A 24,094-nucleotide genomic window follows, 5' to 3' on the forward strand; every position below is an offset into this window, starting at 1 on the left:
CACCACAGGACTACCGACAGGAGCACCGCCGTGAGCAGCAAATCCCCGCAGGCGAGCACGACAACGTTCGGACGCGGAACAGTGCGCGTGGTCCCCGATCTGATCCGGGTGACCCTGTCGGTGGAATCGCGAGCGAGCACCGTTTCCGCAGCGTACGGCCGCGCCGGTGAGCGGGTGAGCGCGGTGGTCGCGGCGCTGCGATCCGCTGGAGTCAGCGACGCGGACATGGCGACCAGCGGGCTGAGCGTGCGCACCGAAACCGTCTACACCGACAACGGGCGCACCGAAATCGCCGGCTACCTGGCCTCGACCGGGCTGAGCGTGTCTCTGCGCGACGACACCGACCCCGCCGACACCGTCGCCGCGGCAGTGAACGCGGGCGGCGACGATGTGCGACTGGGCGGGCTCACCCGCGCGATCGCCGACCCGGCACCCCTGCTCGAACAGGCCAGAGACGCCGCCTTCGACGACGCGAAAGCCAAAGCCAAGCAGTACGCCACGCGCGCCGGAGTTTCGCTGGGCGCGGTCCTGCAGATCACCGAGGACACGTCGCCGCCCAGTCGCACCTACGACATCAGCGCCGAAATGGACGCGTCACCGATGCTGATGGCTCGCGCCAACTCCTCCGTGCCGGTGGTTCCCGGCGAGACAGAAGTCGGCGCGAGCGTGCGCGTGACGTGGGCGTTGGTCTGACGTCAGCGGTCCAGCAGGGCCACGCACTCCACGTGATGCGTGCCGGGGAACGCGTCGAACGCGCGCAACTCCGACAGGTGATACCCGGCGTCCAGGTACAACCCCAGGTCGCGCGCGAAAGCCGCAGGGTCGCAACCGATGTGCACGATTCGACGCGGGTCCGCATCGGCCACCGCGGCGACCACGTCCTTGCCCGCACCCGCACGCGGCGGATCCAGCACCACGACGTCGGGCCGTCCCGTAGCTCCACGCGCCCACCGTTCGACGCGGTCGGTGCTCAGTTCCAGCCACGGCAGATCACCCAGTGCCGCAACACCATCCGCGACAGCCGAACGCGCGGACTCGACACCGGTGACCGCCCCGGTCTGTCCGGTCTGCTCAGCCAACCGCGCGGCGAACACACCGACACCGGCGTACAGATCCCACGCGGAACCGCCGGGCTGCAGACCCGACCAGTCCGCGATCAGATCCGAATAGCACTGTGCCGCACCACGATGCGCCTGCCAGAACCCCGTCGCCGACAGTTCCCAGCGGCGCCCGGCCACATACTCGACAACCCGACCCGAACCCTCGACCACGCACTCCTCGCGCGGCGCGTTCATCGCCGACTTCCGCGACGCGGCCCGATCCCGGATCGCGCCACGCTCATCGCCCACCGGCGGCGTGGACTCACGCCGACGACCGGGCCGCTGACCACGCCCACGACCCGCACCGCGCGGGGTCTCCGGCCGACCCGACGGCCCGGCGGCGGGCGTCTCCGCCAGTTCCACGATGTGACGCACCCCGTCACCGTCGATGGCGACCACCAGGTCAGCGCCCGGCGTCCACAGTCGATCCGCGACACCGTCCAGCGCGCCCGAAACAGGTTGCGGGCAGCGAAGATCCGGGATCACCTCGGTGCTGCGGTAGCGGTGCACACCGGCACGCCCCTGACCGTCGACCACCAAACGCACCCGCGTACGCCAGCCACCGGTGACATCACCGGAATCACCGGCGATCGGCTCGACGGTGATCTCCCGCTCGACCTTGGCCAACCGGCGCAACTGCTCCTCGACCACGGTGGCCTTGAGCGCCCGTTGCGCGGCGGGCGTGGCGAAGGAGAAATCGCAACACCCGGCCCCGCCCGGCCCCGACACCGGACAGGTGGCGGGCACGCGATCGGGCGACGCCTCGATGATCTCGACGGCGTCGGCGCGGCAGAACGAACCGCCGCGGTCCTCGGTCACGCGGGCGCGCACCAACTCACCGGGTAGCCCGTGTCGCACGAACACCACCCGACCCTCGTGGCGCCCGACGATGAAACCGCCGTGCCCTGGCGCCCCGAGGCGCACCTCGAACTCTTGTCCGCTCCAATCACTCACGGCCACACCCACTCTCACCCTCGACCGGCGCGCCGCTCATCCGCGACGTCCTGGTCGTTCGAAACCACGGCGCACCGAACCCGGTGCATTGACATCTGTTGCTTGCTTGGCTCTGGTCGACGAACTGAGCTGCCACGGCACGCTGGTCACCATCACACCCGGTTCGAACAGCAGCCTGCCCTTCAACCGCAGCGCGGACTGGTTGTGCAGCACCTGCTCCCACCAGTGGCCGACCACGTACTCGGGAATGAACACCGTGACCACGTCGCGCGGGGCGTCCTTGCGCACCCGCTTGACGTATTCCAGCACCGGCTTGGTGATCTCGCGGTAGGGCGATTCGACCACCTTCAACGGCACGTTGATCTCGCTGTTCTCCCACTCGCGCACCAGCTTTCGCGTGTCGGCGTCGTCGACGTTGACCGTGACCGCTTCCAGCGTGTCCGGGCGGGTGGCCCGCGCGTAGGCCAGCGCACGCCGCGTGGGCAGGTGCAGCTTGGACACCAACACGATGGAGTGCGTGCGGCTGGGCAGCACACCGTCCCAGTCGGATTCGTCGAGTTCGCGCGAGACCGAGTCGTAGTGCTTGCGGATCAGCTTCATCACGATGAAGATCGCCACCATCACCACGATCGCGATCCAGGCACCGGCGAAGAACTTGGTGGCCAGCACGATCACCAGCACCGCACCGGTGGCGGTCAGGCCGATCGCGTTGATCACCCGCGACCGCTTCATCTGCCGACGCTGCGCCGGGTCGGTCTCGGTGCGCAGCAGGCGCGTCCAGTGCCGCAACATGCCGGTCTGACTCAACACGAACGACACGAACACGCCCACGATGTACAGCTGGATCAGCTTGGTCACCTCGGCGCCGAAGAACACCACGAACGCGATCGCCGCACCCGACAGGAACAGGATGCCGTTGGAGAACGCCAGCCGGTCACCGCGCGTGTGCAGCTGACGCGGCAGGTAGCGGTCCTGCGCCAGGATCGAACCCAGCACCGGGAAACCGTTGAACGCGGTGTTGGCCGCCAGCACCAGGATCAGCGCGGTGACGATGGTGATGAAGAAGAAACCGATCGGGAAGCCGTGGAACACCGCCTCGGCGATCTGCGCGATCAGCGTCTTCTGGTGGTAATCGGCGGGCGCGCCCACCAGGTGCGACGGGTCGTGCGCGTAGACGACCTTGATCTTCTGGGCCAAGATGATGATGCCCATCAGCAGCACGATCGCGATGGTGCCCAGCAGCAGCAGGGTGGTCGCGGCGTTGCGCGACTTGGGTTTACGGAACGCGGGCACACCGTTGCTGATGGCCTCGACACCGGTCAGCGCCGCACAACCCGACGAGAACGCGCGCGCGATCAGGAAGGCGAAGGCCAACCCGTACAGGTGCTCGTCCTCGGCGTTCAGACCGAAACCGGCGGACGCGGCCTCGATGTCGTCGCCTAGGACATAGGTGCGGAACAGGCCCCAGACCAGCATGGCGAACATGCCGATGATGAACGCGTAGGTCGGAATCGCGAAGGCGGTGCCGGATTCGCGCACACCACGCAGGTTGATCGCAGTCAGGATCACGATCGCGACCACCGCGAACAACACCTTGTGCGTGGCCACGAACGGAATGGCCGAACCGATATTGGACGCCGCCGAGGAAATCGACACCGCCACGGTGAGCACGTAATCCACCAGCAGGGCGCTGCCCACGGTCAGCCCGGCGTTGGGGCCGATGTTCTTGGTCGCGACCTCGTAATCGCCGCCACCGGAGGGGTAGGCGTGCACATTCTGCCGGTAACTGGCCACGACCACGGCCATCACCAACGCGACCGCGACACCGACCCACGGCGCGTACACATAGGCCGAGATGCCCGCCGCCGACAGCACCAGGAAGATTTCCTCCGGGGCATAGGCGACCGACGACATCGCATCGGAGGCGAAGACCGGTAAAGCGATACGCTTGGGCAACAGCGTGTGGCCGAGCGTATCGCTACGGAACGGCCTGCCGAGCAGCACTCGCTTGGCTGCCGTAGTCAACTTGGACACTGGGCTGAGCATAGAGCAGTTCACCAGCACCTTCGCGCGCACGTTCGTCGGCGTGGAGATTGTTTGTCCCGCGCCACAGCGGGGAAAATGGGCGATGGGAGCATCCGGCGGGTACGGTCGCAGCCGGATGCCACGGGTAGGCCAGGAACGAGGGTGCACGGTGTACGTAGTGATCATGGGGTGCGGGCGCGTCGGCTCGTCGCTGGCGCGTGCGCTGATCCGGGTGGGCCACGAGGTCACCGTCATCGACCGCGACCCCACCGCGTTCCGCCGCCTGGGCGAAGGCTTCACCGGCCAGCAGGTGATCGGCGTCGGCTTCGACCGTGACGTGCTCACCCGTGCCGGCATCGAACGCGCCGACGCGTTCGCCGCGGTGAGCTCCGGCGACAACTCCAACATCATCTCCGCCCGCGTGGCCAGGGAGATGTTCGGCGTGGAACGTGTCGTCGCTCGCATCTACGACGCCAAACGCGCCGAAGTGTACGAACGCCTCGGCATCCCGACCATCGCCACGGTGCCGTGGACCACCGACCGGTTCCTGCGCACGCTGATCGGCGACAACTCCACCACCACCTGGCGCGACCCCACCGGCGCGGTCGCGGTAACCCAACTGACCCTGCACGAGGACTGGTCCGGGCGCACCGTGCGCGACCTGGAACGCGAACTGAACGTGCGCGTGGCCTTCGTGCTGCGCTTCGGCCAGGGCCTGCTGCCCGAATCCAAGACGATCGTCCAGGCCGACGACGTCGTCTACGTCGCGGCCACGTCCGGCACTGTCGGCGAGGCGATCGCACTGGCCGCCAAGGCCCCACTGAGCGAGGACTGAACACCATGAAGGTCGCCATCGCCGGAGCGGGCGCGGTCGGGCGCTCGATCGCCAGGGAACTGTTGCGCGGCGGGCATCGGGTGATGCTGCTGGAACGCCAACTCGACCACATCGACCCCGCCGCCATCCCCGACGCGGTCTGGGTGCACGCCGACGCCTGCGAACTGGCGCTGCTCGAGAACGCCGACCTGGAAACCTACGAGGTGGTCATCGCGGCCACCGGCGACGACAAGGCCAACCTGGTGCACGCGCTGCTGGCCAAGACCGAGTTCGGGGTGCGCCGGGTGGTCGCGCGGGTCAACGATCCGCGCAACGAATGGCTGTTCAACGAATCGTGGGGCGTGGATGTCGCGGTGTCCACGCCGCGCCTGCTGGCCTCGCTGGTCGAAGAGGCCGTGTCGGTGGGCGATCTGGTGCGGCTGATGACGCTGCGACAGGGGCAGGCCAACCTGGTCGAGATCACCCTACCCGCCGACACGCTGCTGGCCGGAAAGCCGGTGCGCACCTTGAAGATGCCCCGCGATACCGCGCTGGTGACGATTCTGCGCGGCGGCCGGGTGATCGTGCCCCAGCCCGACGACCCGTTCGAAGGCGACGACGAACTGCTGTTCGTGACCTCGGTGGAAGCCGAGGAGGACCTGCGGCTGACCCTGGCCACGCACGGCGTGAAGCCCTGAGCGCGTGAAACCCTAAGCAGCCGCTTTGAGCTGCGCGCGCAGTTTGTTCAGCGCGCGGTGCTGCATCACCCGGACCACACCGGGACTGGTGCCGATGGCCTCGGCGGTCTGCGCGGCGCTCCAGCCCAACACGATCCGCATCACCAGCACCTCGCGGTGATGGGGTGCGAGCACCTTCAACAGTTCGAGGGTGGCGGCGCGGCGTTCGAAGGCCAGCACCCACTCCTCCGGGCCCGCGCTGGAACTGGCGATATCGGGCAGGTCCGCGGTCGGGTAGGCGGTGTGCTTGCCGCGACGGAACGCGTCGGAGACCTTGTTGGCGGCGATGCCGTACACGAACGCCAGGAACGACTTGCCCTGATCGCGGTAGCGCGGGATCGCGGTGACCACCGCCATCAGGACTTCCTGGGTGACGTCGTCGGGAGTGACCATCAGGTGGCCGGTGGCGCCCATGCGACCCGCGCAGTACCGGCGCACCAGCGGGTGCACCAGGCGCAGGATTTCCGCGATGGCATCGCGATCACCGCGCGCGGCCGGGCCGATCAGCGCGTCGAGCTCGGCGCCGATGCGCTTGCTCTCCGACAGCGCGGGCGAGGTGGTGGTCTCGGCGGCGCGGCGGCCCGTGGCGGCCTGTCGCTGGGTACGGTGCTCGGTTGCCATCATGGTCGCCGGTCCTCTCACGATCATCGCGTGTGTTTCGGTACGCATTGATCGTGCGACGAACTCGGACCGGCAACCAGGCACCCCAGGGTGGGTACTTCCCCACCTGTGGCGGTGCGTTGTCCACCCCTATGCGGGCACGGATTCCGTTCCGGCACCGGACTTATCGGTTCTCTCGGCCTTGGCGGCGGGCAGATGCCCCGCGCGACGCACCGCCCACACGGTCACCACCAGGGCAAGCGCGGTCAGCGGCCAGCCCATGCCGATGCGGGCCACGGCCAACCAGGTGGTGTGGTCGGTGTCGTACAGCTGCGACTGCACCAGGTAGCGGGCGCCGAACACGACCACCCACACCACCGTGGCCAGGTTGTACAGCTTGCGGATGCGCGGATCCGAACGCCAGCGGTGCCCGTGGCCGTTCAACGCGCCCCAGATCACCCCCACCAGCGGCCTGCGCAACAGGATCGACAGCGCGAACACGCCCGCGTAGACCAGGCTGGTGTAGATGCCGAACAGGAAGAAACCCTTGGCCTCCCCCACCCGCTGGGCGATGAACGCGCACAGGCCAACGCCCAGGAATCCCGAGACCGCCGGCTGGATCGGGCTGCGTTGCACCAGGCGCCAGACCAGGATGGCCGCGGCCACGCCCAACGCGGCCCAGATGGCCACGGTCAGCCCCGCGAACGTGTTCACCGGGACGAACACCAGCACGGGCAGGGTGGAATAGATCAGACCGCTCAAACCGCCGAGCTGCTCGAGCAAGGTCTGTTCGGCCTTGCTCACCTCGGCGTCGGTGTCCGGGTCCACCTCGGTGACCACGGGCAACGTCACCGTGGCTTCTGGATCCGTGGCGGGGCGGTACTCGTCACTGGAGGGCATACGTCAGCTGTTCCCGCGCAATTCGTAGTAGGGGTTGAAGATCACTTTGCGGCCGTCGCGGTCACCCACGCGGCCACGGACCATGATGCGCCTGCCCGGTTCGATCCCGGGAATGCGCCTGCGACCGATCCACACCAGGGTGATCGCATCGGTGCCGTCGAAGAACTCCGCCTGCACCGTGGCACCCGCGGCCTTCGGACAGGCCTCGACACTGCGCAGCCTGCCCACGATCGTGGCCTCTTCGCCACGACAGCAATCCTTGGCCCGCCGCGCACCGGAGGCATCGACGGTCTCCGCCAATTCCTCGGCGTCGAGCTGGTCGATGTCAGCGGTCAAACGGCGGCCGAGTCGTCGAAAATATCCTGAGTCCGGGCCCGATCCCGACTTGCGTCCGCCCGTGGATGACGACATGGCACACTTCTCCCGCTTGTTGGCCTCAATACTCACTGTAGAGGGGCAAACGCCGCACCGCTACGCTGCGTCGGTGTTGCGCACCCCACCCCTGGTCACCGTGGTCGCCCTGCCCGGGACCGGCTCCGACGCCGATTTCGCCGCCCGCGCGTTCGGGCCCGCCGCCCGCGCCCACGGTCTGGCATTGCACGCCGTCGAACCCGACCCACAGGCCGTGATCAGCAGCTGTTCCGCGGCGTTGGACGCCGCCGCGGCACGCGGACCGGTCCTGGCCGCGGGCATCTCACTCGGCGCTGCGATCGCCCTGGATTGGGCGGCGCGACACCGTACCGCGGTTGTTGGGGTAATCACAGCATTACCCGCCTGGACCGGTGCCGAAACCGCCGCTTGCCCGGCCGCTTTGAGCGCTTCGGTTACCGCGCAGCTACTGCGAACGCACGGTTTGGAAGCGATGATCGCGCAGATGCGGGCGTCCAGTCCGCTGTGGTTGGCCGACGCGTTGGAACAGTCATGGCGGGGCCAGTGGCCGCACCTGCCCGCGGCGCTGGACGAGGCCGCGGGATACGCGTGGCCGTCGGTGGAGGCGTTGGCGGATATCGACGTGCCGGTCGCGGTGGTGGGCGCCACCGACGATCCGGTGCATCCGATCGCCGTCGCCGAACAGTGGGCGTCGACGTTGCCGGTGGCGGGATTGCGTCGGGTGACACTGGACGAATTGGGCGCCGATCCCGCCGTACTCGGGCACGCCGGTTTCGCCGAACTCACCCGCCTGTCGACAAGTTTCGCCGGTCGCAAGTAGCGGCGCCCCAGCCGGTTTCGGTACATCGCACCGAAACCGGCTGTGCGCCAAGGTTTTCCGAGCCTAGTTCAGACCAAGCTGCTGCATCGCCGAGCCGTCCGCACCGCGGCGTGGCTCGTCGGGCAGCTTCGGGGGCAGGGCCGACGTCGGCGGGGCGGCTGCCGCGGCGGCTTGGGCTTCGGCGGCGGCCTGCTGGGCCTCGATCTGCTGCTGGTGGGCCGCGGCCAGCTGTTCGGCCAGTTCCTGCGGCAGGACCACGGGCAGCGGGTCGCGCACCGGCAGCGGTTCGGTGCCGCGGCGGACCACGGCGTCGGCCAGCACGGCGCGCGCGGCGGTGATCAGCGGGCTGCGGTCGTCGATGGCGCCCTTGGGGCCCGCGGCGACCAGGCGGATCATCCAGCGTGGGCCGTCCACACCGATGAAACGTAGGTCCGCGCCCTCGGTGATCGCCTTGACCTCACGGCCCCACGGGCCCTTCTCCACGGCCACCGCGGCGCCGTCAGCACGCAGCGACTCCGCCAGGTCCGCGGCCACGGTGCGCCACTGCCCCGCCGACTTGGGCGCGGCGTAGGCGGCCACGGTGAGCCTGCCGTGCTCGGTGGCCAGGTGCACCGCCTGCGGGGTCCCGTCGGGGCTCATCTCCACCTGCAACTGCCCGCCCTGTGGCACCGGGATCAGCACCGATCCCAGGTCGAGGCGGCGCGAGATGGCCTCGTCGGAGACCTCGGTGATGTCGTAGGGGCCCGCGGCGGCGTCGGGGGCGTGGTCGAAATTGCCGTAGATGCGCTCGTCGGTGGGGGCGTCGTCGAAATCCAGACGGGCGAAATCGGGGCGAACGAACTCGTCGGTGTCGTACTCGTCGGAGTCCGCGTCCAGGTCGTAGTCCGCCTCGTCGTAGACCACGTCGTCGTACTCGACGTAATCGTCTTCGCGCGGCGCGCGCTTCTTCTTACCGAACAGACCCATCACGCCTCCTTGCCGGCCAGGCTCGCGTGCCCGCCGCTCGACCCGTGGCCGCCGGTGCCACGAGCGGTCTCGTCCAGATCCTGCACCTCGACGAAATCGACCAACTCCACCCGCTGCACCAGCAGCTGCGCGATGCGGTCGCCGCGACGCAGCTCGATGGCCGCGCGCGGGTCGTGGTTGATCAAGCACACCTTGATCTCCCCGCGGTAGCCCGCGTCGACCGTGCCGGGGGTATTGACCACCGACAGACCAGCTTTCGCGGCCAAGCCGGATCGGGGATGGATCAAGCCGACCGTGCCCATCGGCAACGCGATCGCGATACCGGTGCCGACCAGCACCCGCTCGCCCGGTTCGATGATCACATCCTCGGTGGTACACAGATCGACGCCCGCGTCACCCGGATGGGCACGCGTCGGCACAGGGAGGCCGGGATCGAGCCGCCGCAGCGGAATCGGTGCAAGTGCGTTCACATCGGTCGAGACTACGCGCTGTCACCCGGACCTTCTCGTCGCAGCCCTGGTGCGGTGACCTAGTGTTGAGGGGTGCCCGACCAGCCCCATTCCTCGACCACGCAGCCCACAGACACCGACCAGCCCGCGCGCGGCGCCGGCGGTGCGTCGCCCTATCGGGAACGCCTGTGGGTGCCGCTGTGGTGGTGGCCCGTCGGCTTCGCGATCGCGGGCCTGCTGGCCGCCGAGATCCACATGGGCGCGCCGGGGCTGCGGGCCTGGCTGCCGTACGTGTTGCTGGCACCGATCCCGGTGTGGATTCTGTTGTGGATGAGCAGGCATCGCCTGGAAGTCACCGTGGCCGCTGACGGCAGCGCGGAACTGCGCGTGGACCAGGCGCACCTGCCGGTGAGCTTCGTCGCGCGGGCCGCGGCCGTGGCGCCCACGGCCAAGAGCGCGGCGCTGGGTCGACAACTGGACCCCGCCGCCTATGTGCAGCACCGGGCCTGGATCGGCCCGATGGCGTTGCTTGTTCTGGACGACCCGGACGACCCGACGCCGTACTGGTTGATCAGCACGCGCAGGCCCGAACAGGTCTTAGCCGCGCTCGGACTCCCGAGCGCGGGCTGACCCTTCGTCACCGATCCCGGTAGGGATCGACTCGCTCCGTTTAGAGAGCGCAGTCCATGCAGATCAGCTGGCCACCCTTCTCGCTGGCCAGTCGGCTGCGATGGTGCACCAGGAAACAGCTCGAGCAGGTGAATTCGTCCGCCTGCTTCGGGACCACCCGAACGCTGAGTACCTCGTCGGACAGGTCCGCGCCGGGAAGTTCGAACGATTCCGCTGTATCGGTCTCGTCGATGTCCACGACGGCGGACTGCGCCTCGTTGCGGCGGGCCTTGAGCTCCTCGAGCGAGTCCTCCGACACCTCGTCGGATTCTGTGCGCCGCGGTGCGTCGTAGTCAGTTGCCATGTCGTCTTCCCCTCAGTCCTTACTCCGTATATCCCGGATCAGTCGATTGCCGGTATCCCCGCAGGGGTCCGGCGTTCGTACCGCCCCGCCGGTGGTACACCTCACACGTGCACCGGTCGACTATCGGCTTCGATCCTCGAGGATCTACACCGACAGCGTTCGGTAAACGCAGGACATGCCCTTGTTGTTCCCGCGACCGACCACCGTTTCACCGGTAAAAATTCGATCTGGGCGGGCAGACAATAGCGGACGAATGGGCAAAAGTCGCAATCAAACCCCCTGCCGCGCGGAAACCGACGAACAATCGTCACCTGTGCCGAAACGCGGGCGGACCTCCGGGGCCCGCGCACCGGCACGGGCCTCGTAGAGTGAGCGCGTGGTTTCACTGATCACCGAAGGCAGCGCGACTGATCGCGACGGCAAACCCTTTCCGCGACGGCGGCCCGAGCTCTGGCTCGCGCTGGTGCTCGTGCTGGCTCTGGTGAGCCTGTTCGTCTGGATCACGGCGTTCCGTACCCGTGACGACAGCAACGAACCGATGGCGTGCAACGCGCCGAGCACACCGACCGCGACCAATGCCGCGCAACCAGCCCCGCTGGGCTCTCGGGTAGGCCCTACGCGGCTGGCGGAAGTCGACCCGGCGGCCCTGTCGGAGTCCAAGGTCCGGGTGTTCAACGCCAACGGCAAGAGCGGCCAGGCGGGCAATATCGCCTCGGCGCTGGCCGATCTCGGCTTCGCCGGCGCGCCGGGGACACAGGTCGGTAACGATCCGGTCTATGTCAGCGGCGACCTCACCTGCACCGGGCAGATCCGGTTCGGCGTGAACGGTCGACCGGCCGCGGCCTCGGTGCAGTTGGTGGCACCCTGCGCCGAACTCATCGAGGACCCGCGCACCGACGACACCGTCGACCTGGTCCTGGGCCAAGCCTTCGGCGAATCGCTGCGCCCCGGCGCCGACGCCGAAGCTGTGCTCCGGTCACTGAAAAACCTCGCTCCCGGAGCAAGCTCGTCGTCGATCGACCCAGAACTGCTAGACGCCGCCCGCGAAGTGAAGTGCTGACGTAATCAGTCCGGCAACGCGACAGTCGCGCCGACTCGGTCGAGTAGGTCGTTGAGGTCCTTCGCCACGCCCGGCGCGGCGACGACTGTCAGTTCGCCCGCCGCTCCCCCGACGGTGACCGGCGGAACGTGCACGATCGCGCCCGCTTCGGCGGCGATCAGCGCGCCCGCGGCCCAGTCCCAGGCGTTGAGGCCGTGTTCGTAGTAGGCGTCGAGTCGGCCCGCGGCGACGTGGCACAGGTCCATGGCGGCGGCGCCGAGCCGGCGGATATCGCGGACCTGCGGCAGGATTTCGGTGAGCAACTGCGCTTGACGGGCGCGGCGGTCACTGCCGTAGGCGAAGCCGGTGGCCACCAGCGCCACCGCCAGCGAATCCTCCCGGGTGCAGTGCAAGGTCGTGCGAGTGCCATCGGGGCGCACAGCGTGCGATCCAGCGCCCAGTGCGGCGCTATAGGTGACCGCGCCCGCCACATCGACCACCGCGCCCGCCACGGACCGGCCGTCGATCACCGCGGCCACCGACACGGCGTACCCGGGCAGGCCGTAGAGGAAGTTCACGGTGCCGTCGATCGGGTCCACGACCCACGTGACGGTGCCGGGCGCGGTGGCACCGACATCGCCGCCGCCCTCCTCGCCCAGAATCGCGTCGGCGGGCCTGCGCTGTGCGAGCAGGCCACGGATCAACTGCTCGGACTCGGTGTCCACGATGGTGACCGGATCGGTGACATGACCCTTGGTGGACACGGCACCGTCGACGGGTCCACCGTCGGCGAACACCTGCGGTCGGCGGGCGCGCACATGCGCGGCGGCGGTTTCGGCGAGCTCGACGGCGAGGCGCCGCAACTGCTCGTAATCGGCGGATGTCGTGGGGGCGGTGGAGGTCTCGGGCTCGGTGTATTCGGGCACGCACCCATCGCATCACATGTCGTCACGCCACGCGGGGAGGGTGACAACCGCTACTCTTCTTGCTGGTGTCTGTCAGGCACGTCGACCGCGTCAGCAAGGGGTTGAATCATGTCCGCTCGGGGGCACGCATTCGGAATCGATATCGGCGGCAGTGGAGTCAAGGGAGCCGAGGTCGACCTGGCCACGGGTCTGCTCACCCATGACCGCATCAAGATCGCCACACCGCAGCCGTCCACACCGGAAGCCGTCGCCGCGGCCGTGGCCGAACTGGTCGCGCAGGCGGGCTGGACGGGCCCGGTCGGCATCACCATGCCGTGCGTGGTGCTCGACGGACACACCAGGACCGCGGCCAATATCGACCAGGCCTGGATCGGCACCGACGCCCGCGCGCTGTTCACCGCGGCACTGGGCGGGCGCGAAGTCACCGTGCTCAACGACGCCGACGCCGCGGGCCTGGCCGAGGACAGCTACGGCACCGCGCGCGATCTGGTGGGCCTGACGCTGCTGCTCACCTTCGGCACCGGCATCGGCTCCGCGCTGCTGTACAACGGCGTGCTGGTGCCCAACTCCGAACTGGGTCATCTCAAGATCGACGGCGTGGACGCCGAGGATCTGGCCGCGGCCTCGGTGAAGGACAACGAGGGCCTGACCTACCCGGAGTGGGCGCAGCGGGTGAGTCGGGTGTTGCGTCACATCGAGAATCTGTTCTGGCCGAAGGTGATCGTGGCGGGCGGTGGCATCAGCCGCGATCACGAACAGTGGATTCCCTTGCTCACCAACAGAACTCCGGTGATTCCGGCCGTTCTGAAGAACACCGCGGGTATCGTCGGCGCGGCGATGGCCATCGATGCCGGGGTCGCGCCGTAGTCCGGTTCGACGTCGTACGCAACGCCTGGGTGGCATCGTGCCATGAGTACCCTGGTTGGATCGTTACAATGGAACACGTCCGGCGGTGAGCCGGTGAAATCTTCCGGCCGCGGCCGGTCGTGAGAAGCCGGGCACGCAAGCGCCGACTTCGCCCGGCCGACGCATCGCCGGTGCAACCCCGACCGACCGCTCCGCCGGAAAACCACTCTGGCGTGACGCCGCACGAGACCGTCACGAAAGGGCGTACGTGGTAGCCACGAATACCCGTCAGACCGCCGACCCGGCCTCCGACGCCGATGCCGACGACGCCGTAACTCCGGCCAAGAAGGCACCGGCCAAAAAAGCCGCTGCCAAGAAGGCCCCGGCGAAGAAGGCCGCAGCCAAGAAGGCTCCGGCCAAGAAGGCTGCCGCCAAGAAGGCACCTGCCAAGAAGACCGCCGCGAAGAAGGCGACCTCGGGCGCGGGCGGTGAGGAACAGCTCGACGAGGAGTCGGTCGACATCGAAGATCTCGGTGATCTCGAAGTCGCCGAAGACGAACTCGTCGAGGTTGTCGTCGTCGAGGAAGTCGCCGAGGAGACCACCGAAGCCGCCGCGGAGCCCACCGAGAAGGACAAGGCCTCCGGCGATTTCGTCTGGGACGAGGAGGAGTCCGAAGCGCTGCGTCAAGCACGCAAGGACGCCGAACTCACCGCGTCCGCGGACTCGGTGCGCGCCTACCTCAAGCAGATCGGCAAGGTCGCGCTGCTCAACGCCGAAGAGGAGGTCGAACTCGCCAAGCGGATCGAGGCCGGCCTGTTCGCGGCGGAGAAGATGCGCGAGTTCGCCGAGGCGGGCGAGAAGCTGTCGGTGACCATGCGTCGCGATTTCAACTGGATCGTGCGCGACGGCAACCGGGCCAAGAACCACCTGCTCGAGGCCAACCTGCGACTGGTCGTGTCGCTGGCCAAGCGCTACACCGGCCGCGGCATGGCGTTCCTGGACCTCATCCAGGAAGGCAACCTGGGTCTGATCCGCGCGGTCGAGAAGTTCGACTACACCAAGGGTTACAAGTTCTCGACCTACGCCACGTGGTGGATCCGTCAGGCCATCACCCGCGCCATGGCCGACCAGGCCCGCACCATCCGTATCCCGGTGCACATGGTGGAAGTGATCAACAAGCTGGGCCGGATACAGCGTGAATTGCTCCAGGACCTGGGCCGCGAGCCCACGCCCGAAGAGCTCGCCAAGGAAATGGACATCACGCCGGAGAAGGTCCTCGAGATCCAGCAGTACGCGCGTGAACCCATTTCGCTGGACCAGACCATCGGCGACGAGGGCGACAGTCAACTCGGTGACTTCATCGAGGATTCCGAGGCGGTCGTCGCGGTCGACGCGGTGAGCTTCACCCTGCTGCAGGATCAGCTGCAGTCGGTGCTGGAAACGCTGTCCGAACGTGAAGCGGGCGTGGTGCGGTTGCGCTTCGGCCTCACCGACGGCCAGCCGCGCACCCTCGACGAGATCGGTCAGGTCTACGGCGTCACGCGTGAGCGCATTCGCCAGATCGAATCGAAGACGATGAGCAAGCTGCGCCACCCGAGCCGTTCGCAGGTTCTGCGCGACTACCTCGACTAGCAGTTCTTTTTCGGGACAGGCCCGTACCACCGAACAATGGTGGTACGGGCCTCGTTTCGTTTGCGGGAGTAATCATTTCGTGATGAACCCCACACTGACCGATTGCACCGCGGAGCACCCGGATCGGCGAACTTCACCGTATCGTCACATTCAGCTTTTCGTATTACCGCCTATGGTCTGCGGTATCGGCATTTGAGGGTTCTTCGCGCGTGCTCGACATCTATCACTTCAGCTATGGCTGGATCACCCCTGTTCTGGCCTATTTCATGTCGGTCACGGGATGTCTGCTGGGGCTGCAGTGCGCCGCGCGCGGACGCAACGCCACCGAGGGCCGCGCGGGCTGGCTCATCAGCGCCGCCGTCGCGATCGGCGGAACCGGTATCTGGGTCATGCATTTCATCGCCATGCTCGGTTTCACCATCCGCGGCGCCGACATTCGCTACGACATCCCGCTGACACTGTTCAGCGCGGTGACCGCGATGGTGGTGGTCGGGATCGGGCTGTTCATGGTCAACAAACCGCAGCCCACCTTGCGTTCACTGGTCGGCGGCGGCACCATCACCGGTCTCGGGGTGGGCACCATGCACTACACCGGCATGTACGCGATGAAGTCCAGCGCGGTGGTGACCTACGACCCCGAGATCGTGGCGTTGTCGATGGTGATCGCGGTGGTGGCGTCGATCGTGGCGCTGTGGTTCACGTTGCGCGTCAAGGGTTTTCTGGCCACCGTCGGTGCGGCGATCATCATGGGCGTGGCCGTGTGCGGGATGCACTACACGGGCATGGCGTCGATGCACGCGCACGCCGGGCACTCCACCGCACCCACCACGGGCGCCGAGGCGATGCAGTTGTTGGCACCGCTGATCGGGATCAGCAGCATCGTGACCATGCTGGTGCTGATCAGTGTGAGCCTGACCGAGATCGAGAACGAGGAAGCGCTGCCGCCGATGGCGCTGACCTCACGCAGTCATCAGGAACCGCGACCCGCCCGGGTGACACCGCTTCCCCAAGACGAATACCGCACCGAGGAATTGAGTTACGACGGCGTGGGAGCCTGGCCGCGCCGCATCGTGGACTGAGCGGTTCGTCACGAAAATCGGTTCATCGCGAAAATCAGTTCGTCGCGAAACCTGTTCGGCGCCGGACGAATTCGACCACCGGTTCCACCACTCGCGCGGCGATCGGGCCCATGATCGCCATCAACAGCACGTAGGCCGAGGCCAAGGCCGCCAGTTTCGCGTCGGCCTTGCCGTAGGCCACCGCCAATCCCGCGATGACGATGGAGAATTCGCCGCGCGCGACCAGTGCCGCGCCCGCTCTGGCGCGGCCCATCCGCCGGATGCCCTGTTTGCTCGCCGCCCACCACCCCACCCAGATCTTGGTGCCGGTGGTCACCACCGCCAACCCCACCGCCCAGCCCAACACCGGTGGGATCGCAGCAGGGTCGATGGACAGGCCGAACGCGACGAAGAAGATCGCGGCGAACAGATCCCGCAGCGGTTCCAGCAGTTTCACCGCTTCCTGCGCGGTGGATCCCGAGATGGCGATGCCGAGCAGGAACGCGCCGACCGCGGCCGACACGTTCAGCGCCGAGGCCGCACCGGCCACCAGCAGCGCCGCGCCCAACAGTTGCAGCAGGAACACCTCGCGGTCGGCGCTGTCGAGCACCGCCGAGACCACGCGACCGAATCGCAGCGCGACCACCAGCACCACGGTGATGGTCGCCAACGCGATAGCAAGGGAGATCATTCCGCTGGCCAGGCTCAACCCGGCCAGCATCATGGTCAGGATCGGCAGGTACACCGCCATCGCGAGGTCTTCGAACACCAGGATCGACAGCACGACCGGGGTCTCCCGGTTGCCCAGGCGTCCCAGATCGTCCAGGACCTTGGCCACGATCCCCGACGACGAGATGTAGGTGACCCCGCCCAGCACCACCGCACCGACCACACCCCAGCCCATGATCAGCGCCACCGCCACCCCCGGCAGCGCGTTGGCGACCAGGTCGAACACCCCCGCGGCCCAGGATCGACGCAGTCCGGTCATCAACTCGGGCGCGGTGTACTCGAGGCCCAGCAGCAACAACAGCAGCACCACGCCGATCTCGCTGGCGATGTGCCCGAACTCGGTGGCCGCGTCGAGTTCGATGAAACCGCCGCGACCGAACGCCAGCCCGCCCAGCAGGTACAGCGGGATCGGCGACATCCCGAACCGGCCGGCCACTCGCCCGCAGATCCCCAGCGCGAACAAGATCACGCCGAGCTCGAGCAGAGCCAGGGCCTGCGAGGTCACGGCCGGTCAGCCGTGTACGAGAATCTTCGCGGCGGCGTCCAGTCCGTCCGGGGTACCGACGACCACGAGCAGGTCACCCTCGGTGAACGTGAAATCCGGGCCCGGTGAGGGGTGCAGCTGACCGGCGCGCATCACCGCCACGATCGAGGTCTTGGTGCGGGTGCGCATCCCGGTTTCGCCCAGCGTGCGGCCCGCGTACGGCGATTCGTCGACGATGGCCAGCTGACGGGTGGTGATGCCGGGCAGGTCGCGATGGTCGTCGTTGAGTTTGGCGACCAGTTGCGGTGCGCCCAGCAGGTTCGCCAGCACCGACGCTTCGTCGGCGGACAGCGGCACCTGCGCGGCGATGGCGTCCGGGTCGTCGGGTTTGGACACGATGAGATCGATGTCACCGTCGCGATGGGCGACCACCCCGACGCGGCGCCCGGACCTGACTTCGAAATCTTTACGCACTCCGATGCCCGGTAGCGCTGTGACGTCGACGTTCACCCCTCCACAGTAGTCGCGTGGAGGTCCGGTTGTGGCCTACGCCACGTTGTCGTTACGGCTTAGACAACCGGGTCCCGGCGCGGTGTGGTGAACACGCCGTCGGGGCCGGGCAGGTACGGCTGCGCGGCCAGCACCGCGGCCAGCGGCAGCGGGGCGTACAGGTGCGGGAACAGCATCGACGACGGGTCGGTGGGCACGCCGGGTTCCCACTTCACCTCGCCGGTGAACAGGTTCGGGTCCAGCCACAGCAGCACCATGTCCGTGCGGCCGGCGAACAGGCGATTGGCGGGCAAGTGCACCTGCTCGGGCGTGGACAGGTGCACGAAGCCCGCGTCGGCCAGCGACGGCGGCGTGCGCTGCCCGCTGTTGCGAACTTGTTCCCATTCTTGGGAAGAACACAGGTGAACAAGCGTGTGAGTGTCGGATGTCACGGGTAATCTCCGGGTAGACAACAGGTTCGGACGATCTAGACCCTGTCACAGCGTCGAGATGCACGGCCCGGTTCGGTGGTTGCGCGCGGTGCGTAACGAGCAACACCGCAGCGAGCGACATATCGGTGAGTGACAAGATCGAAAGGGGAGGTGGCATCAGCGCTTCGCGGGTGATCGGCGAGTACTCGAGACCATCGGCCCGCGGTGTTCGCTTTCAGCGAAACCGCAGGTCTGTTATCGAAAACACAAAGATTCACATCCGGGAACAAAGCCTGAACCCCGAACGTCTGACAGAGTAGTCATACCACTGCTGGGAAGTAGCGGATGCGAGCCTCGTGGAGTGACCACGAGGCCCACACCTAGGCGAACGGCCACGCAGCGCCGGGAGCCGGGACGGAGGAGTCATGCCAGGAACCCTGACCAGCACCCCACTGACCGCAGTTGATCGTTGCGATCGTTGCGGGGCGGCTGCCCGAGTGCGTGCAGTTCTTCCCGCGGGTGGCGAGTTGCTCTTCTGCCAGCACCACGCGAATGAACACATGGACCGTTTGCGCGAGCTCGAGGCCGTCATCGACACCGAGACAGCTCCCGCGATCTGACCACTCCTCGCGTCCGAAACAACAACATCTGACAACAGAACATGCCGACAGCGGGCGACCCGAACAGGGCGCCCGCTGTTGCGTTGTCCGGGGGTGCTCAGAGGTCGGCGAGGATGCCGTTCACCAGCGTTGTGACGCCGTAGTCGAAGGCGCCGTGCGGGTCGGCGGGGGCTTGGTGATGCTCGCCCGCGGCGGTACCGACCCGGCCCGCCAGCGGGAAGGCGTCGTGCGGGATCAGGGTGGCCAGCAGCGGGCCGTTGACCTGCCACCAGTCCGCGTCGCTCTGTTGCGCGGCCGCGCCCGCCGCCGCCACCGCCAGGCGGGCGTTGCCGGTGGCGAAGTCGGTGAGCACGGCGATCGCGCGGTCCATGGCCAGGTCGGTCAGGCCGATGTCGTCGATGGCGGCCAGCTGGCGCTCGAAGCGGGCCATCCGACCCGGACCGAGCACCTGGCGCCACGGGGACACTTCCAGCAGCCAGGGGTGCGCGAGCAGTTCGGCGCGGATCTGGGCGGAGATGGCGATCATGCGGTCGCGGACCGGTAGGTCGTCGGGGATCGGGGCGTCCTCGGTGGCGACGGCGTCGACCATGAGCACGATCAGAGCTTCCTTGCTGGGGATGTAGGTGTACAGGCTCATCGCGCGCACGCCCAGTTCGGCCGCGACCGCGCGGATCGTGAGCTTGTCGATGCCGTCGCGGTCGGCCAGGGCGATCGCCGCGGCGACCACGGTGTCGACGGTGAGGGCGGGTTTGGGGCCGCGGGTGCCGGGTTTGGCGGGCGCGGTGTGGCGCCACAGCAGTTCGAGGATGACCTGTGCGGTCTTCTCGTCATCGGCGGGCACGAGCGGTCCTCCCTGAAACTGTTTCTGGCACGGCGGAACAAACTCAGTACAGTGTACGTTGTTCGGTTGTTCGTGCTGCCCGATCGTCAGGAGAACGTTCTGTCCGCCATTCAGGCCACCTATCTGCCCGACCGTCACCTGTTCGCATTGTGGAGTTGGAACGGTCGCGAGGCCGGGCCCGCGCCGACGGGAATCGGCGATCCCGAGGTGCTCGCGCTCGCGTTGCCGGTCGGCGAGCGGGGCGCGATCGAGCCTGCCGAGGTCGCGACCACGGTGGTGACGGCCGCCGAACTGGCGGAGTCGAACTTCGACGAACTCGCGCCGTCCGCACTGGCCTGGCGTGCGCTACTGGCCGCCGCACCATCATCGACGCAACCAGCGGGCGATGTGCGGTCGAAACGACGGACTGGCGCTTCGCAGCCCGCGCGCAGTCGGGCTGCGGCGAGCCCCGACGCCCCGATAACGCCAGTTACCGAAGCAGACCTGCCGGCTGCCGCGCACGCCGTCCCGGACGCGGTCGGCACCGCGATCGTGTCGGCGCAGCGAGCCATGCGCGTCCTGCGGGAGACCCAGGCACTCGACGGGACCCTCGCTGGGGTCCTCGATGTGACGCTGCGGCCCTATCAGGTGCGCGGGGTGGGGTGGTTGCGCGAGACCGTCGAGGCGTACGGCGGGGCGGTGCTGGCCGATGAGATGGGGCTGGGTAAGACCGTGCAGACGATCGGGTTTTTGCAGGGGCGGGCCGACGGGCCGCAGTTGGTGGTGTGTCCGACTTCGCTGGTGGGCAACTGGGTGCACGAGATCGAGCGGTTCGCGCCGGGGTTGAAGGCGGTGTCGTGGCGCGGGGGTGAGGTGTCCGCCGGGGCGGGCACGGTGGTTGTCACCGGGTATCCGACCTTGCGGTTGCACGGTGCGGCGTTGATCAGCCGGCAGTGGGCCACGGTGGTGTTCGACGAGGCGCAGGCGTTGAAGAATCCGCGCACGCAGGTGTCGCGGGCGGCGCGGGCGTTGACCGCGCAGGCCAAGGTGGCGTTGACGGGCACGCCGGTGGAGAACCATCTCGACGAACTGTTCGCACTGCTCAACCTCACCGTGCCGCGTCTGTTCGCGCATCGCACCCAGTTCCGGCGGCGGTTCGTGCGACCTATCGAGGAGGGTTCGACCTCGGCAGCGGCTCGACTGCGCGATGCGATCGAACCAGTGGTGTTGGCCCGTAAGAAGATTCAAGTGGCGGCATCGCTGCCCGCGAAGATTCACAGTGATCTGCTGTGCGATCTGACGCCCGAGCAGGAACGGGTGTACGACGCGGTGCTCGCGCAGGCCCTCGACGAGGGATTCGGCTCGGGCCTGCAACGTCAAGGCCGGGTGCTCGCCGCGCTCACCCACCTCAAACAGGTGTGCAATCACCCCGGCCTGATCTCCGGCGATCTCGACGAAATAGCAGGCCGCTCCGGCAAACTCGACCTGTGCACCGACATCGTGGGCACCAATCTCGAGACCGGCGACCCGACACTGATCTTCACCCAGTACCGCAAAACCGGTGACCTGCTCGTGCGTCACCTGGCCGAACAGTTCGACGTGCAAGCCCCGTTCTTCCACGGTGGCCTGGACGCCGACCAGCGCGCCGACATCGTCACCCGCTTCCAATCCCCCGACGGCCCACCGGTTTTGATCCTGAGCCTGCGCGCCGCGGGCACCGGCCTGACCCTCACCCGCGCCGCCGACGTGATCCATTTCGATCGCTGGTGGAACCCGGCGGTCGAAGCGCAGGCGTCAGACCGTGCACACCGCATCGGCCAGACCCGCACCGTCACCGTAACCACCCTGACCAGCGCGACCACCGTCGAAGAACACATCGCGGCCATGCACACCCGCAAGTCCGCGCTCACCGACCTGTCCGACGCCGCCGGCATCGCTGAACTGGCCCGCCTCGACGACGACGCCCTGGTCGACATCCTGCGACGGAAGCGAGAGAACTGATGCCCGACAACGACTTCGGATACACCGCCTGGGGCCGGGACTGGGTCCGCCTGGCCGAACCGCTGCGTCAAACCCGCCCGGAACCACTGCTGCCCCGCGCCCGCAGCATCGCCCGCAACGACGGTGTCCGCCTGGAAATCGAAGGCCGGACCGTGCGCGCGCACCTGCACCGCGGCGGCCAGGCCTCCATCACCCACGTCGAAGTGGCACCGCTGTCGAGGGAAGCGGCGTCGGCGATCGGCCACACGATCACCGACCCGACCATCCTCACCGACGACATGCACCGCGCCGTCCTGGACGCAGGCCACTCCCCCGCGCCGACCCTGGTCAGCACCGACTGCTCCTGCTCGGCGCGCACCGCACGGTGCCTGCACGTGTTCGCGACGCTGTACACGATCGCCCGCAAGGTCGACGAAAACCCGCGCCTGGCACTGGAATTGCAGGGCTACTTCGACGCGACCACCGAATCCGACGCTCCCGTCCAGGAACCACGCTGGACCAGCATCCACACCCTCGACCCGACCCAGTTCTTCACCCCGGCCACCTGAATCCTCCGGCGTGGATGCCACCGACCCCGCGCTGCGGTGGCATCCACGCCGTCGGACGGAACCGCTCGCAAGTCGGCCGACGGTGCCGACCGGTCAGGCGTTGGTCCCACCATCGACGGTGAGAATCGCGCCGGTGATCGAGCGACCCGAGGGACCGGCGAGGAACGCGACCAGGTCGGCGACATCGGTGGGCGACCCGTAACGGCCCAGCGCGGTGAATTCTCGTTGGGTCGCGGCGTGCGGGCCGTCGGCCGGATTCATCTCGGTGTCGGTGGAGCCCGGCTGGACCAGGTTGACGGTGATGCCGCGCGGACCCAGTTCGCGCGCAAGGGCTTTGGTGAAACCGTTGAGGGCCGATTTGCTCAGGTTGTACAGCGACAGCCCGCCGAACAGCGCACGTTCGGACAGGTTGGAGCCGATGGAGATGATCCGGCCACCGTCACCGAGATACGGCAGGGCCGCTTGGCCGGCGACGAAGGCGGCGCGGGCGTGAATGTTCAGCGCACGGTCGATCTCGTCGAGGGTGAAGTCCGCGTAGGGCTTGGCGGGGAAGATGCCGGCGTTGTTCACGAGCACGTCGAGGCCGCCGAGTTCGCGCGCGGTCTGCTCGACGGCGGCGACGACCTGCGCGGCGTCGGCGCTGTCGGCCTTGATGGGTAGTGCTCGCCTGCCCAGCAACTCGATCTCGGCGGCTACCTCTTTCGCGGCGACCTCGTCACGCTGGTAGGTGAACGCCACATCATTACCCGCGGTGGCCAGTGCATGGGCGATGGCCGCCCCGATCCCGCGGCTCCCGCCGGTCACCAGGGCCACAGTGTTGTTGCTGTTGGTCATCAGGCACGCTCCAATTCTGTAGTGGTCGATACACAAATAGAGAAGCACATCCGAATCCCGCCGTCAAAATTTAGTATCGATCGATACAGAATGAGTGACCGGCTGCCGTCGACGCCGGCACGCGCGGTATATTTACCGATCGGCACAGAAAGGCTTCCCCATGGCAGAACGCGGCCGCCCCCGCGGCTTCGATCGCGATATCGCGCTGCGCCGCGCCATGGAGGTGTTCTGGGAACTCGGCTACGACGGCGCCTCGATGAGCGATCTCACCGCCGCGATGGGCATCAACTCCCCCAGCCTCTACGCGGCCTTCGGCGACAAGGAAGCCCTGTTCCGGGCGGCGGTCGAGCTCTACGGCCGCACCGAGGGGTCACACACCGCGCGGGCGTTGCGCGATCAGCCCACCGCCTATGCCGCCATCGAGGCGATGCTGCGCGACAACATCGCGGCCTACGCCGACCCCGCCCTGCCGACCGGCTGCATGGTGGTGCTCGCGGGCGCCACCTACACCGGCAAGACAACGGCGGTGCGCGAATTCCTCACGCAGGCCCGCCGCCACACCACCGCGCAGATCCGAGCCCGGCTCGACCGCGGCGTCACCGACGGCGATCTGTCCCCCGCCACCGACACCGCCGCGCTTGCCACTCTCTACAGCACTGTGCTGTACGGACTTTCGATCCAGGCAAGAGACGGCGTCGGCCGAGACGAGCTCGATGCCGCTGCCGACAGCGCGCTCGAGGTGCTGGCGGCGGCGGTCAGCTAGTACGCCGCTCGTCGAGCACTACCGACGACGCGATGCCGCGACTGGCAGCTAGTGCCGCGTCAAGCAACGTTGGGTAGGTAATCCGGGCGCCGGATCTTCGAGCCGACCGCGAAGTCCCGGATAGGTCCGGCATGCTGGTTACGCC

The 24,094-nt window shown here is 67.9% G+C and carries 27 protein-coding genes; 13 read left to right on the plus strand and 14 right to left on the minus strand.

The annotated features are described in order from the left end of the window. The first annotated feature begins 30 nt into the window (after positions 1–30). Positions 31–693, plus strand: coding sequence for an SIMPL domain-containing protein (locus ACFWVD_RS13710; protein ID WP_379242408.1), 663 nt, complete (start codon positions 31–33; stop codon positions 691–693). Between the two features lie 2 nt (positions 694–695). On the opposite strand, the gene ACFWVD_RS13715 is transcribed toward ACFWVD_RS13710, so the two are convergent. Both ACFWVD_RS13715 and ACFWVD_RS13720 read right to left on the minus strand, forming a co-directional pair. Next, positions 696–2,054 (minus strand): class I SAM-dependent RNA methyltransferase, encoded by a 1,359-nt coding sequence (locus tag ACFWVD_RS13715; protein ID WP_379242410.1) that lies wholly within the window; start codon positions 2,052–2,054, stop codon positions 696–698. 36 nt (positions 2,055–2,090) lie between these two features. After that, the gene (locus ACFWVD_RS13720) at positions 2,091–4,088 is read right to left on the minus strand and encodes an APC family permease (RefSeq protein ID WP_379242412.1); all 1,998 of its coding nucleotides are present in this window, start codon (positions 4,086–4,088) and stop codon (positions 2,091–2,093) included. 160 nt (positions 4,089–4,248) lie between these two features. Between ACFWVD_RS13720 and ACFWVD_RS13725 the strand changes: the two genes are divergently transcribed. Both ACFWVD_RS13725 and ACFWVD_RS13730 read left to right on the plus strand, forming a co-directional pair. Beyond that, positions 4,249–4,914 (plus strand): potassium channel family protein, encoded by a 666-nt coding sequence (locus ACFWVD_RS13725; protein WP_379242414.1) that lies wholly within the window; start codon positions 4,249–4,251, stop codon positions 4,912–4,914. 5 nt (positions 4,915–4,919) lie between these two features. Continuing rightward, the gene (locus tag ACFWVD_RS13730; RefSeq protein WP_379242416.1) at positions 4,920–5,591 is read left to right on the plus strand and encodes a potassium channel family protein; all 672 of its coding nucleotides are present in this window, start codon (positions 4,920–4,922) and stop codon (positions 5,589–5,591) included. A 12-nt stretch (positions 5,592–5,603) separates the two neighbouring features. Here the strand turns inward: ACFWVD_RS13730 and ACFWVD_RS13735 are convergent, their stop codons facing one another. The 3 genes from ACFWVD_RS13735 to ACFWVD_RS13745 form a co-directional block, all read right to left on the minus strand. Then, the gene (locus ACFWVD_RS13735) at positions 5,604–6,254 is read right to left on the minus strand and encodes a sigma-70 family RNA polymerase sigma factor (RefSeq protein WP_379242418.1); all 651 of its coding nucleotides are present in this window, start codon (positions 6,252–6,254) and stop codon (positions 5,604–5,606) included. Between the two features lie 126 nt (positions 6,255–6,380). Then, the gene (locus ACFWVD_RS13740) at positions 6,381–7,130 is read right to left on the minus strand and encodes a DUF3159 domain-containing protein (protein ID WP_379242420.1); all 750 of its coding nucleotides are present in this window, start codon (positions 7,128–7,130) and stop codon (positions 6,381–6,383) included. A gap of 3 nt (positions 7,131–7,133) precedes the next feature. Beyond that, complete coding sequence (locus ACFWVD_RS13745; RefSeq protein WP_379242422.1) at positions 7,134–7,541, minus strand: OB-fold nucleic acid binding domain-containing protein; 408 nt, start codon at positions 7,539–7,541, stop codon at positions 7,134–7,136. A 73-nt stretch (positions 7,542–7,614) separates the two neighbouring features. Here ACFWVD_RS13745 and ACFWVD_RS13750 point away from each other — a divergent pair, with 73 nt between their 5' ends. After that, complete coding sequence (locus ACFWVD_RS13750) at positions 7,615–8,340, plus strand: alpha/beta fold hydrolase (RefSeq protein ID WP_379242424.1); 726 nt, start codon at positions 7,615–7,617, stop codon at positions 8,338–8,340. A 63-nt stretch (positions 8,341–8,403) separates the two neighbouring features. Here the strand turns inward: ACFWVD_RS13750 and ACFWVD_RS13755 are convergent, their stop codons facing one another. After that, positions 8,404–9,306, minus strand: coding sequence for a DUF3710 domain-containing protein (locus ACFWVD_RS13755; protein ID WP_379242426.1), 903 nt, complete (start codon positions 9,304–9,306; stop codon positions 8,404–8,406). Next, positions 9,306–9,776 (minus strand): dUTP diphosphatase, encoded by a 471-nt coding sequence (gene dut, locus ACFWVD_RS13760; RefSeq protein ID WP_379242428.1) that lies wholly within the window; start codon positions 9,774–9,776, stop codon positions 9,306–9,308. Before dut ends, ACFWVD_RS13755 begins: the two co-directional genes overlap by 1 nt. A 72-nt stretch (positions 9,777–9,848) precedes the next feature. On the opposite strand from dut, the gene ACFWVD_RS13765 reads away from it, so the two are divergent. After that, a complete protein-coding gene (locus ACFWVD_RS13765; RefSeq protein ID WP_379242430.1) occupies positions 9,849–10,385 on the plus strand; it encodes a DUF3093 domain-containing protein in 537 nt (178 codons plus the stop codon). Positions 10,386–10,425: 40 nt separating this feature from the next. Here ACFWVD_RS13765 and ACFWVD_RS13770 read toward each other — a convergent pair whose 3' ends face one another. Continuing rightward, a complete protein-coding gene (locus ACFWVD_RS13770) occupies positions 10,426–10,728 on the minus strand; it encodes a DUF4193 domain-containing protein (protein ID WP_379242432.1) in 303 nt (100 codons plus the stop codon). Between the two features lie 376 nt (positions 10,729–11,104). On the opposite strand from ACFWVD_RS13770, the gene cei reads away from it, so the two are divergent. Then, the gene (cei, locus tag ACFWVD_RS13775; RefSeq protein WP_379242433.1) at positions 11,105–11,788 is read left to right on the plus strand and encodes an envelope integrity protein Cei; all 684 of its coding nucleotides are present in this window, start codon (positions 11,105–11,107) and stop codon (positions 11,786–11,788) included. A 5-nt stretch (positions 11,789–11,793) separates the two neighbouring features. Here the strand turns inward: cei and ACFWVD_RS13780 are convergent, their stop codons facing one another. After that, positions 11,794–12,693, minus strand: coding sequence for an inositol monophosphatase family protein (locus ACFWVD_RS13780; protein ID WP_379242435.1), 900 nt, complete (start codon positions 12,691–12,693; stop codon positions 11,794–11,796). A gap of 108 nt (positions 12,694–12,801) precedes the next feature. On the opposite strand from ACFWVD_RS13780, the gene ppgK reads away from it, so the two are divergent. The 3 genes from ppgK to ACFWVD_RS13795 all read left to right on the plus strand — a co-directional run bounded on the left by ppgK (position 12,802) and on the right by ACFWVD_RS13795 (position 16,251). Continuing rightward, entirely contained in the window at positions 12,802–13,560 is a 759-nt protein-coding gene (gene ppgK, locus ACFWVD_RS13785; protein WP_379242437.1) for a polyphosphate--glucose phosphotransferase, read from the plus strand. 247 nt (positions 13,561–13,807) lie between these two features. Then, the gene (locus ACFWVD_RS13790) at positions 13,808–15,172 is read left to right on the plus strand and encodes an RNA polymerase sigma factor (protein ID WP_379242439.1); all 1,365 of its coding nucleotides are present in this window, start codon (positions 13,808–13,810) and stop codon (positions 15,170–15,172) included. Between the two features lie 209 nt (positions 15,173–15,381). Beyond that, positions 15,382–16,251, plus strand: a complete 870-nt coding sequence (locus tag ACFWVD_RS13795) for an MHYT domain-containing protein (RefSeq protein ID WP_379242441.1) — start codon at positions 15,382–15,384, stop codon at positions 16,249–16,251. A 34-nt stretch (positions 16,252–16,285) separates the two neighbouring features. On the opposite strand, the gene ACFWVD_RS13800 is transcribed toward ACFWVD_RS13795, so the two are convergent. From ACFWVD_RS13800 to ACFWVD_RS13810, 3 genes are read right to left on the minus strand one after another with little or no spacing between them, the layout of a single operon-like run. Further along, positions 16,286–17,464 (minus strand): cation:proton antiporter, encoded by a 1,179-nt coding sequence (locus ACFWVD_RS13800; RefSeq protein ID WP_379242443.1) that lies wholly within the window; start codon positions 17,462–17,464, stop codon positions 16,286–16,288. A gap of 6 nt (positions 17,465–17,470) precedes the next feature. Continuing rightward, the gene (locus ACFWVD_RS13805; RefSeq protein ID WP_379242445.1) at positions 17,471–17,953 is read right to left on the minus strand and encodes a cation:proton antiporter regulatory subunit; all 483 of its coding nucleotides are present in this window, start codon (positions 17,951–17,953) and stop codon (positions 17,471–17,473) included. A gap of 59 nt (positions 17,954–18,012) precedes the next feature. After that, positions 18,013–18,384 carry a DUF952 domain-containing protein gene (locus tag ACFWVD_RS13810; RefSeq protein WP_379242447.1) on the minus strand — a complete coding sequence of 124 codons (372 nt, stop codon included), beginning with the start codon at positions 18,382–18,384 and terminating at the stop codon, positions 18,013–18,015. A 404-nt stretch (positions 18,385–18,788) separates the two neighbouring features. On the opposite strand from ACFWVD_RS13810, the gene ACFWVD_RS13815 reads away from it, so the two are divergent. Beyond that, a complete protein-coding gene (locus tag ACFWVD_RS13815) occupies positions 18,789–18,983 on the plus strand; it encodes a hypothetical protein (protein ID WP_379242448.1) in 195 nt (64 codons plus the stop codon). Positions 18,984–19,080: 97 nt separating this feature from the next. Here ACFWVD_RS13815 and ACFWVD_RS13820 read toward each other — a convergent pair whose 3' ends face one another. Then, positions 19,081–19,824, minus strand: a complete 744-nt coding sequence (locus ACFWVD_RS13820) for a TetR/AcrR family transcriptional regulator (protein ID WP_379242450.1) — start codon at positions 19,822–19,824, stop codon at positions 19,081–19,083. Positions 19,825–19,962: 138 nt separating this feature from the next. Here ACFWVD_RS13820 and ACFWVD_RS13825 point away from each other — a divergent pair, with 138 nt between their 5' ends. Both ACFWVD_RS13825 and ACFWVD_RS13830 read left to right on the plus strand, forming a co-directional pair. After that, positions 19,963–21,804, plus strand: coding sequence for a DEAD/DEAH box helicase (locus ACFWVD_RS13825; protein ID WP_379242518.1), 1,842 nt, complete (start codon positions 19,963–19,965; stop codon positions 21,802–21,804). Further along, entirely contained in the window at positions 21,804–22,352 is a 549-nt protein-coding gene (locus ACFWVD_RS13830) for a hypothetical protein (RefSeq protein WP_379242452.1), read from the plus strand. The genes ACFWVD_RS13825 and ACFWVD_RS13830 overlap by 1 nt, the downstream gene beginning before the upstream one ends. 93 nt (positions 22,353–22,445) lie before the next feature. Here the strand turns inward: ACFWVD_RS13830 and ACFWVD_RS13835 are convergent, their stop codons facing one another. Then, complete coding sequence (locus ACFWVD_RS13835) at positions 22,446–23,186, minus strand: SDR family NAD(P)-dependent oxidoreductase (protein WP_379242454.1); 741 nt, start codon at positions 23,184–23,186, stop codon at positions 22,446–22,448. Positions 23,187–23,346: 160 nt separating this feature from the next. On the opposite strand from ACFWVD_RS13835, the gene ACFWVD_RS13840 reads away from it, so the two are divergent. Then, the gene (locus ACFWVD_RS13840; protein WP_379242456.1) at positions 23,347–23,949 is read left to right on the plus strand and encodes a TetR/AcrR family transcriptional regulator; all 603 of its coding nucleotides are present in this window, start codon (positions 23,347–23,349) and stop codon (positions 23,947–23,949) included. Positions 23,950–24,094 lie beyond the last annotated feature (145 nt).

Origin of the sequence: Nocardia sp. NPDC058666 (genome assembly GCF_042714895.1) — a bacterium.
Lineage (GTDB): Bacteria > Actinomycetota > Actinomycetes > Mycobacteriales > Mycobacteriaceae > Nocardia.

Excerpts from the sequence above, each read along its gene's own strand:
- ACFWVD_RS13730 (WP_379242416.1), top strand. The coding sequence starts at position 4,920 with ATGAAGGTCGCCATCGCCGGAGCGGGCGCGGTCGGGCGCTCGATCGCC.
- ACFWVD_RS13735 (WP_379242418.1), bottom strand. The coding sequence starts at position 6,254 with ATGATGGCAACCGAGCACCGTACCCAGCGACAGGCCGCCACGGGCCGC.
- ACFWVD_RS13740 (WP_379242420.1), bottom strand. The coding sequence starts at position 7,130 with ATGCCCTCCAGTGACGAGTACCGCCCCGCCACGGATCCAGAAGCCACG.
- ACFWVD_RS13745 (WP_379242422.1), bottom strand. The coding sequence starts at position 7,541 with ATGTCGTCATCCACGGGCGGACGCAAGTCGGGATCGGGCCCGGACTCA.
- ACFWVD_RS13755 (WP_379242426.1), bottom strand. The coding sequence starts at position 9,306 with ATGGGTCTGTTCGGTAAGAAGAAGCGCGCGCCGCGCGAAGACGATTAC.
- ACFWVD_RS13770 (WP_379242432.1), bottom strand. The coding sequence starts at position 10,728 with ATGGCAACTGACTACGACGCACCGCGGCGCACAGAATCCGACGAGGTG.
- ppgK (WP_379242437.1), top strand. The coding sequence starts at position 12,802 with ATGTCCGCTCGGGGGCACGCATTCGGAATCGATATCGGCGGCAGTGGA.
- ACFWVD_RS13815 (WP_379242448.1), top strand. The coding sequence starts at position 18,789 with ATGCCAGGAACCCTGACCAGCACCCCACTGACCGCAGTTGATCGTTGC.
- ACFWVD_RS13830 (WP_379242452.1), top strand. The coding sequence starts at position 21,804 with ATGCCCGACAACGACTTCGGATACACCGCCTGGGGCCGGGACTGGGTC.
- ACFWVD_RS13835 (WP_379242454.1), bottom strand. The coding sequence starts at position 23,186 with ATGACCAACAGCAACAACACTGTGGCCCTGGTGACCGGCGGGAGCCGC.
- ACFWVD_RS13840 (WP_379242456.1), top strand. The coding sequence starts at position 23,347 with ATGGCAGAACGCGGCCGCCCCCGCGGCTTCGATCGCGATATCGCGCTG.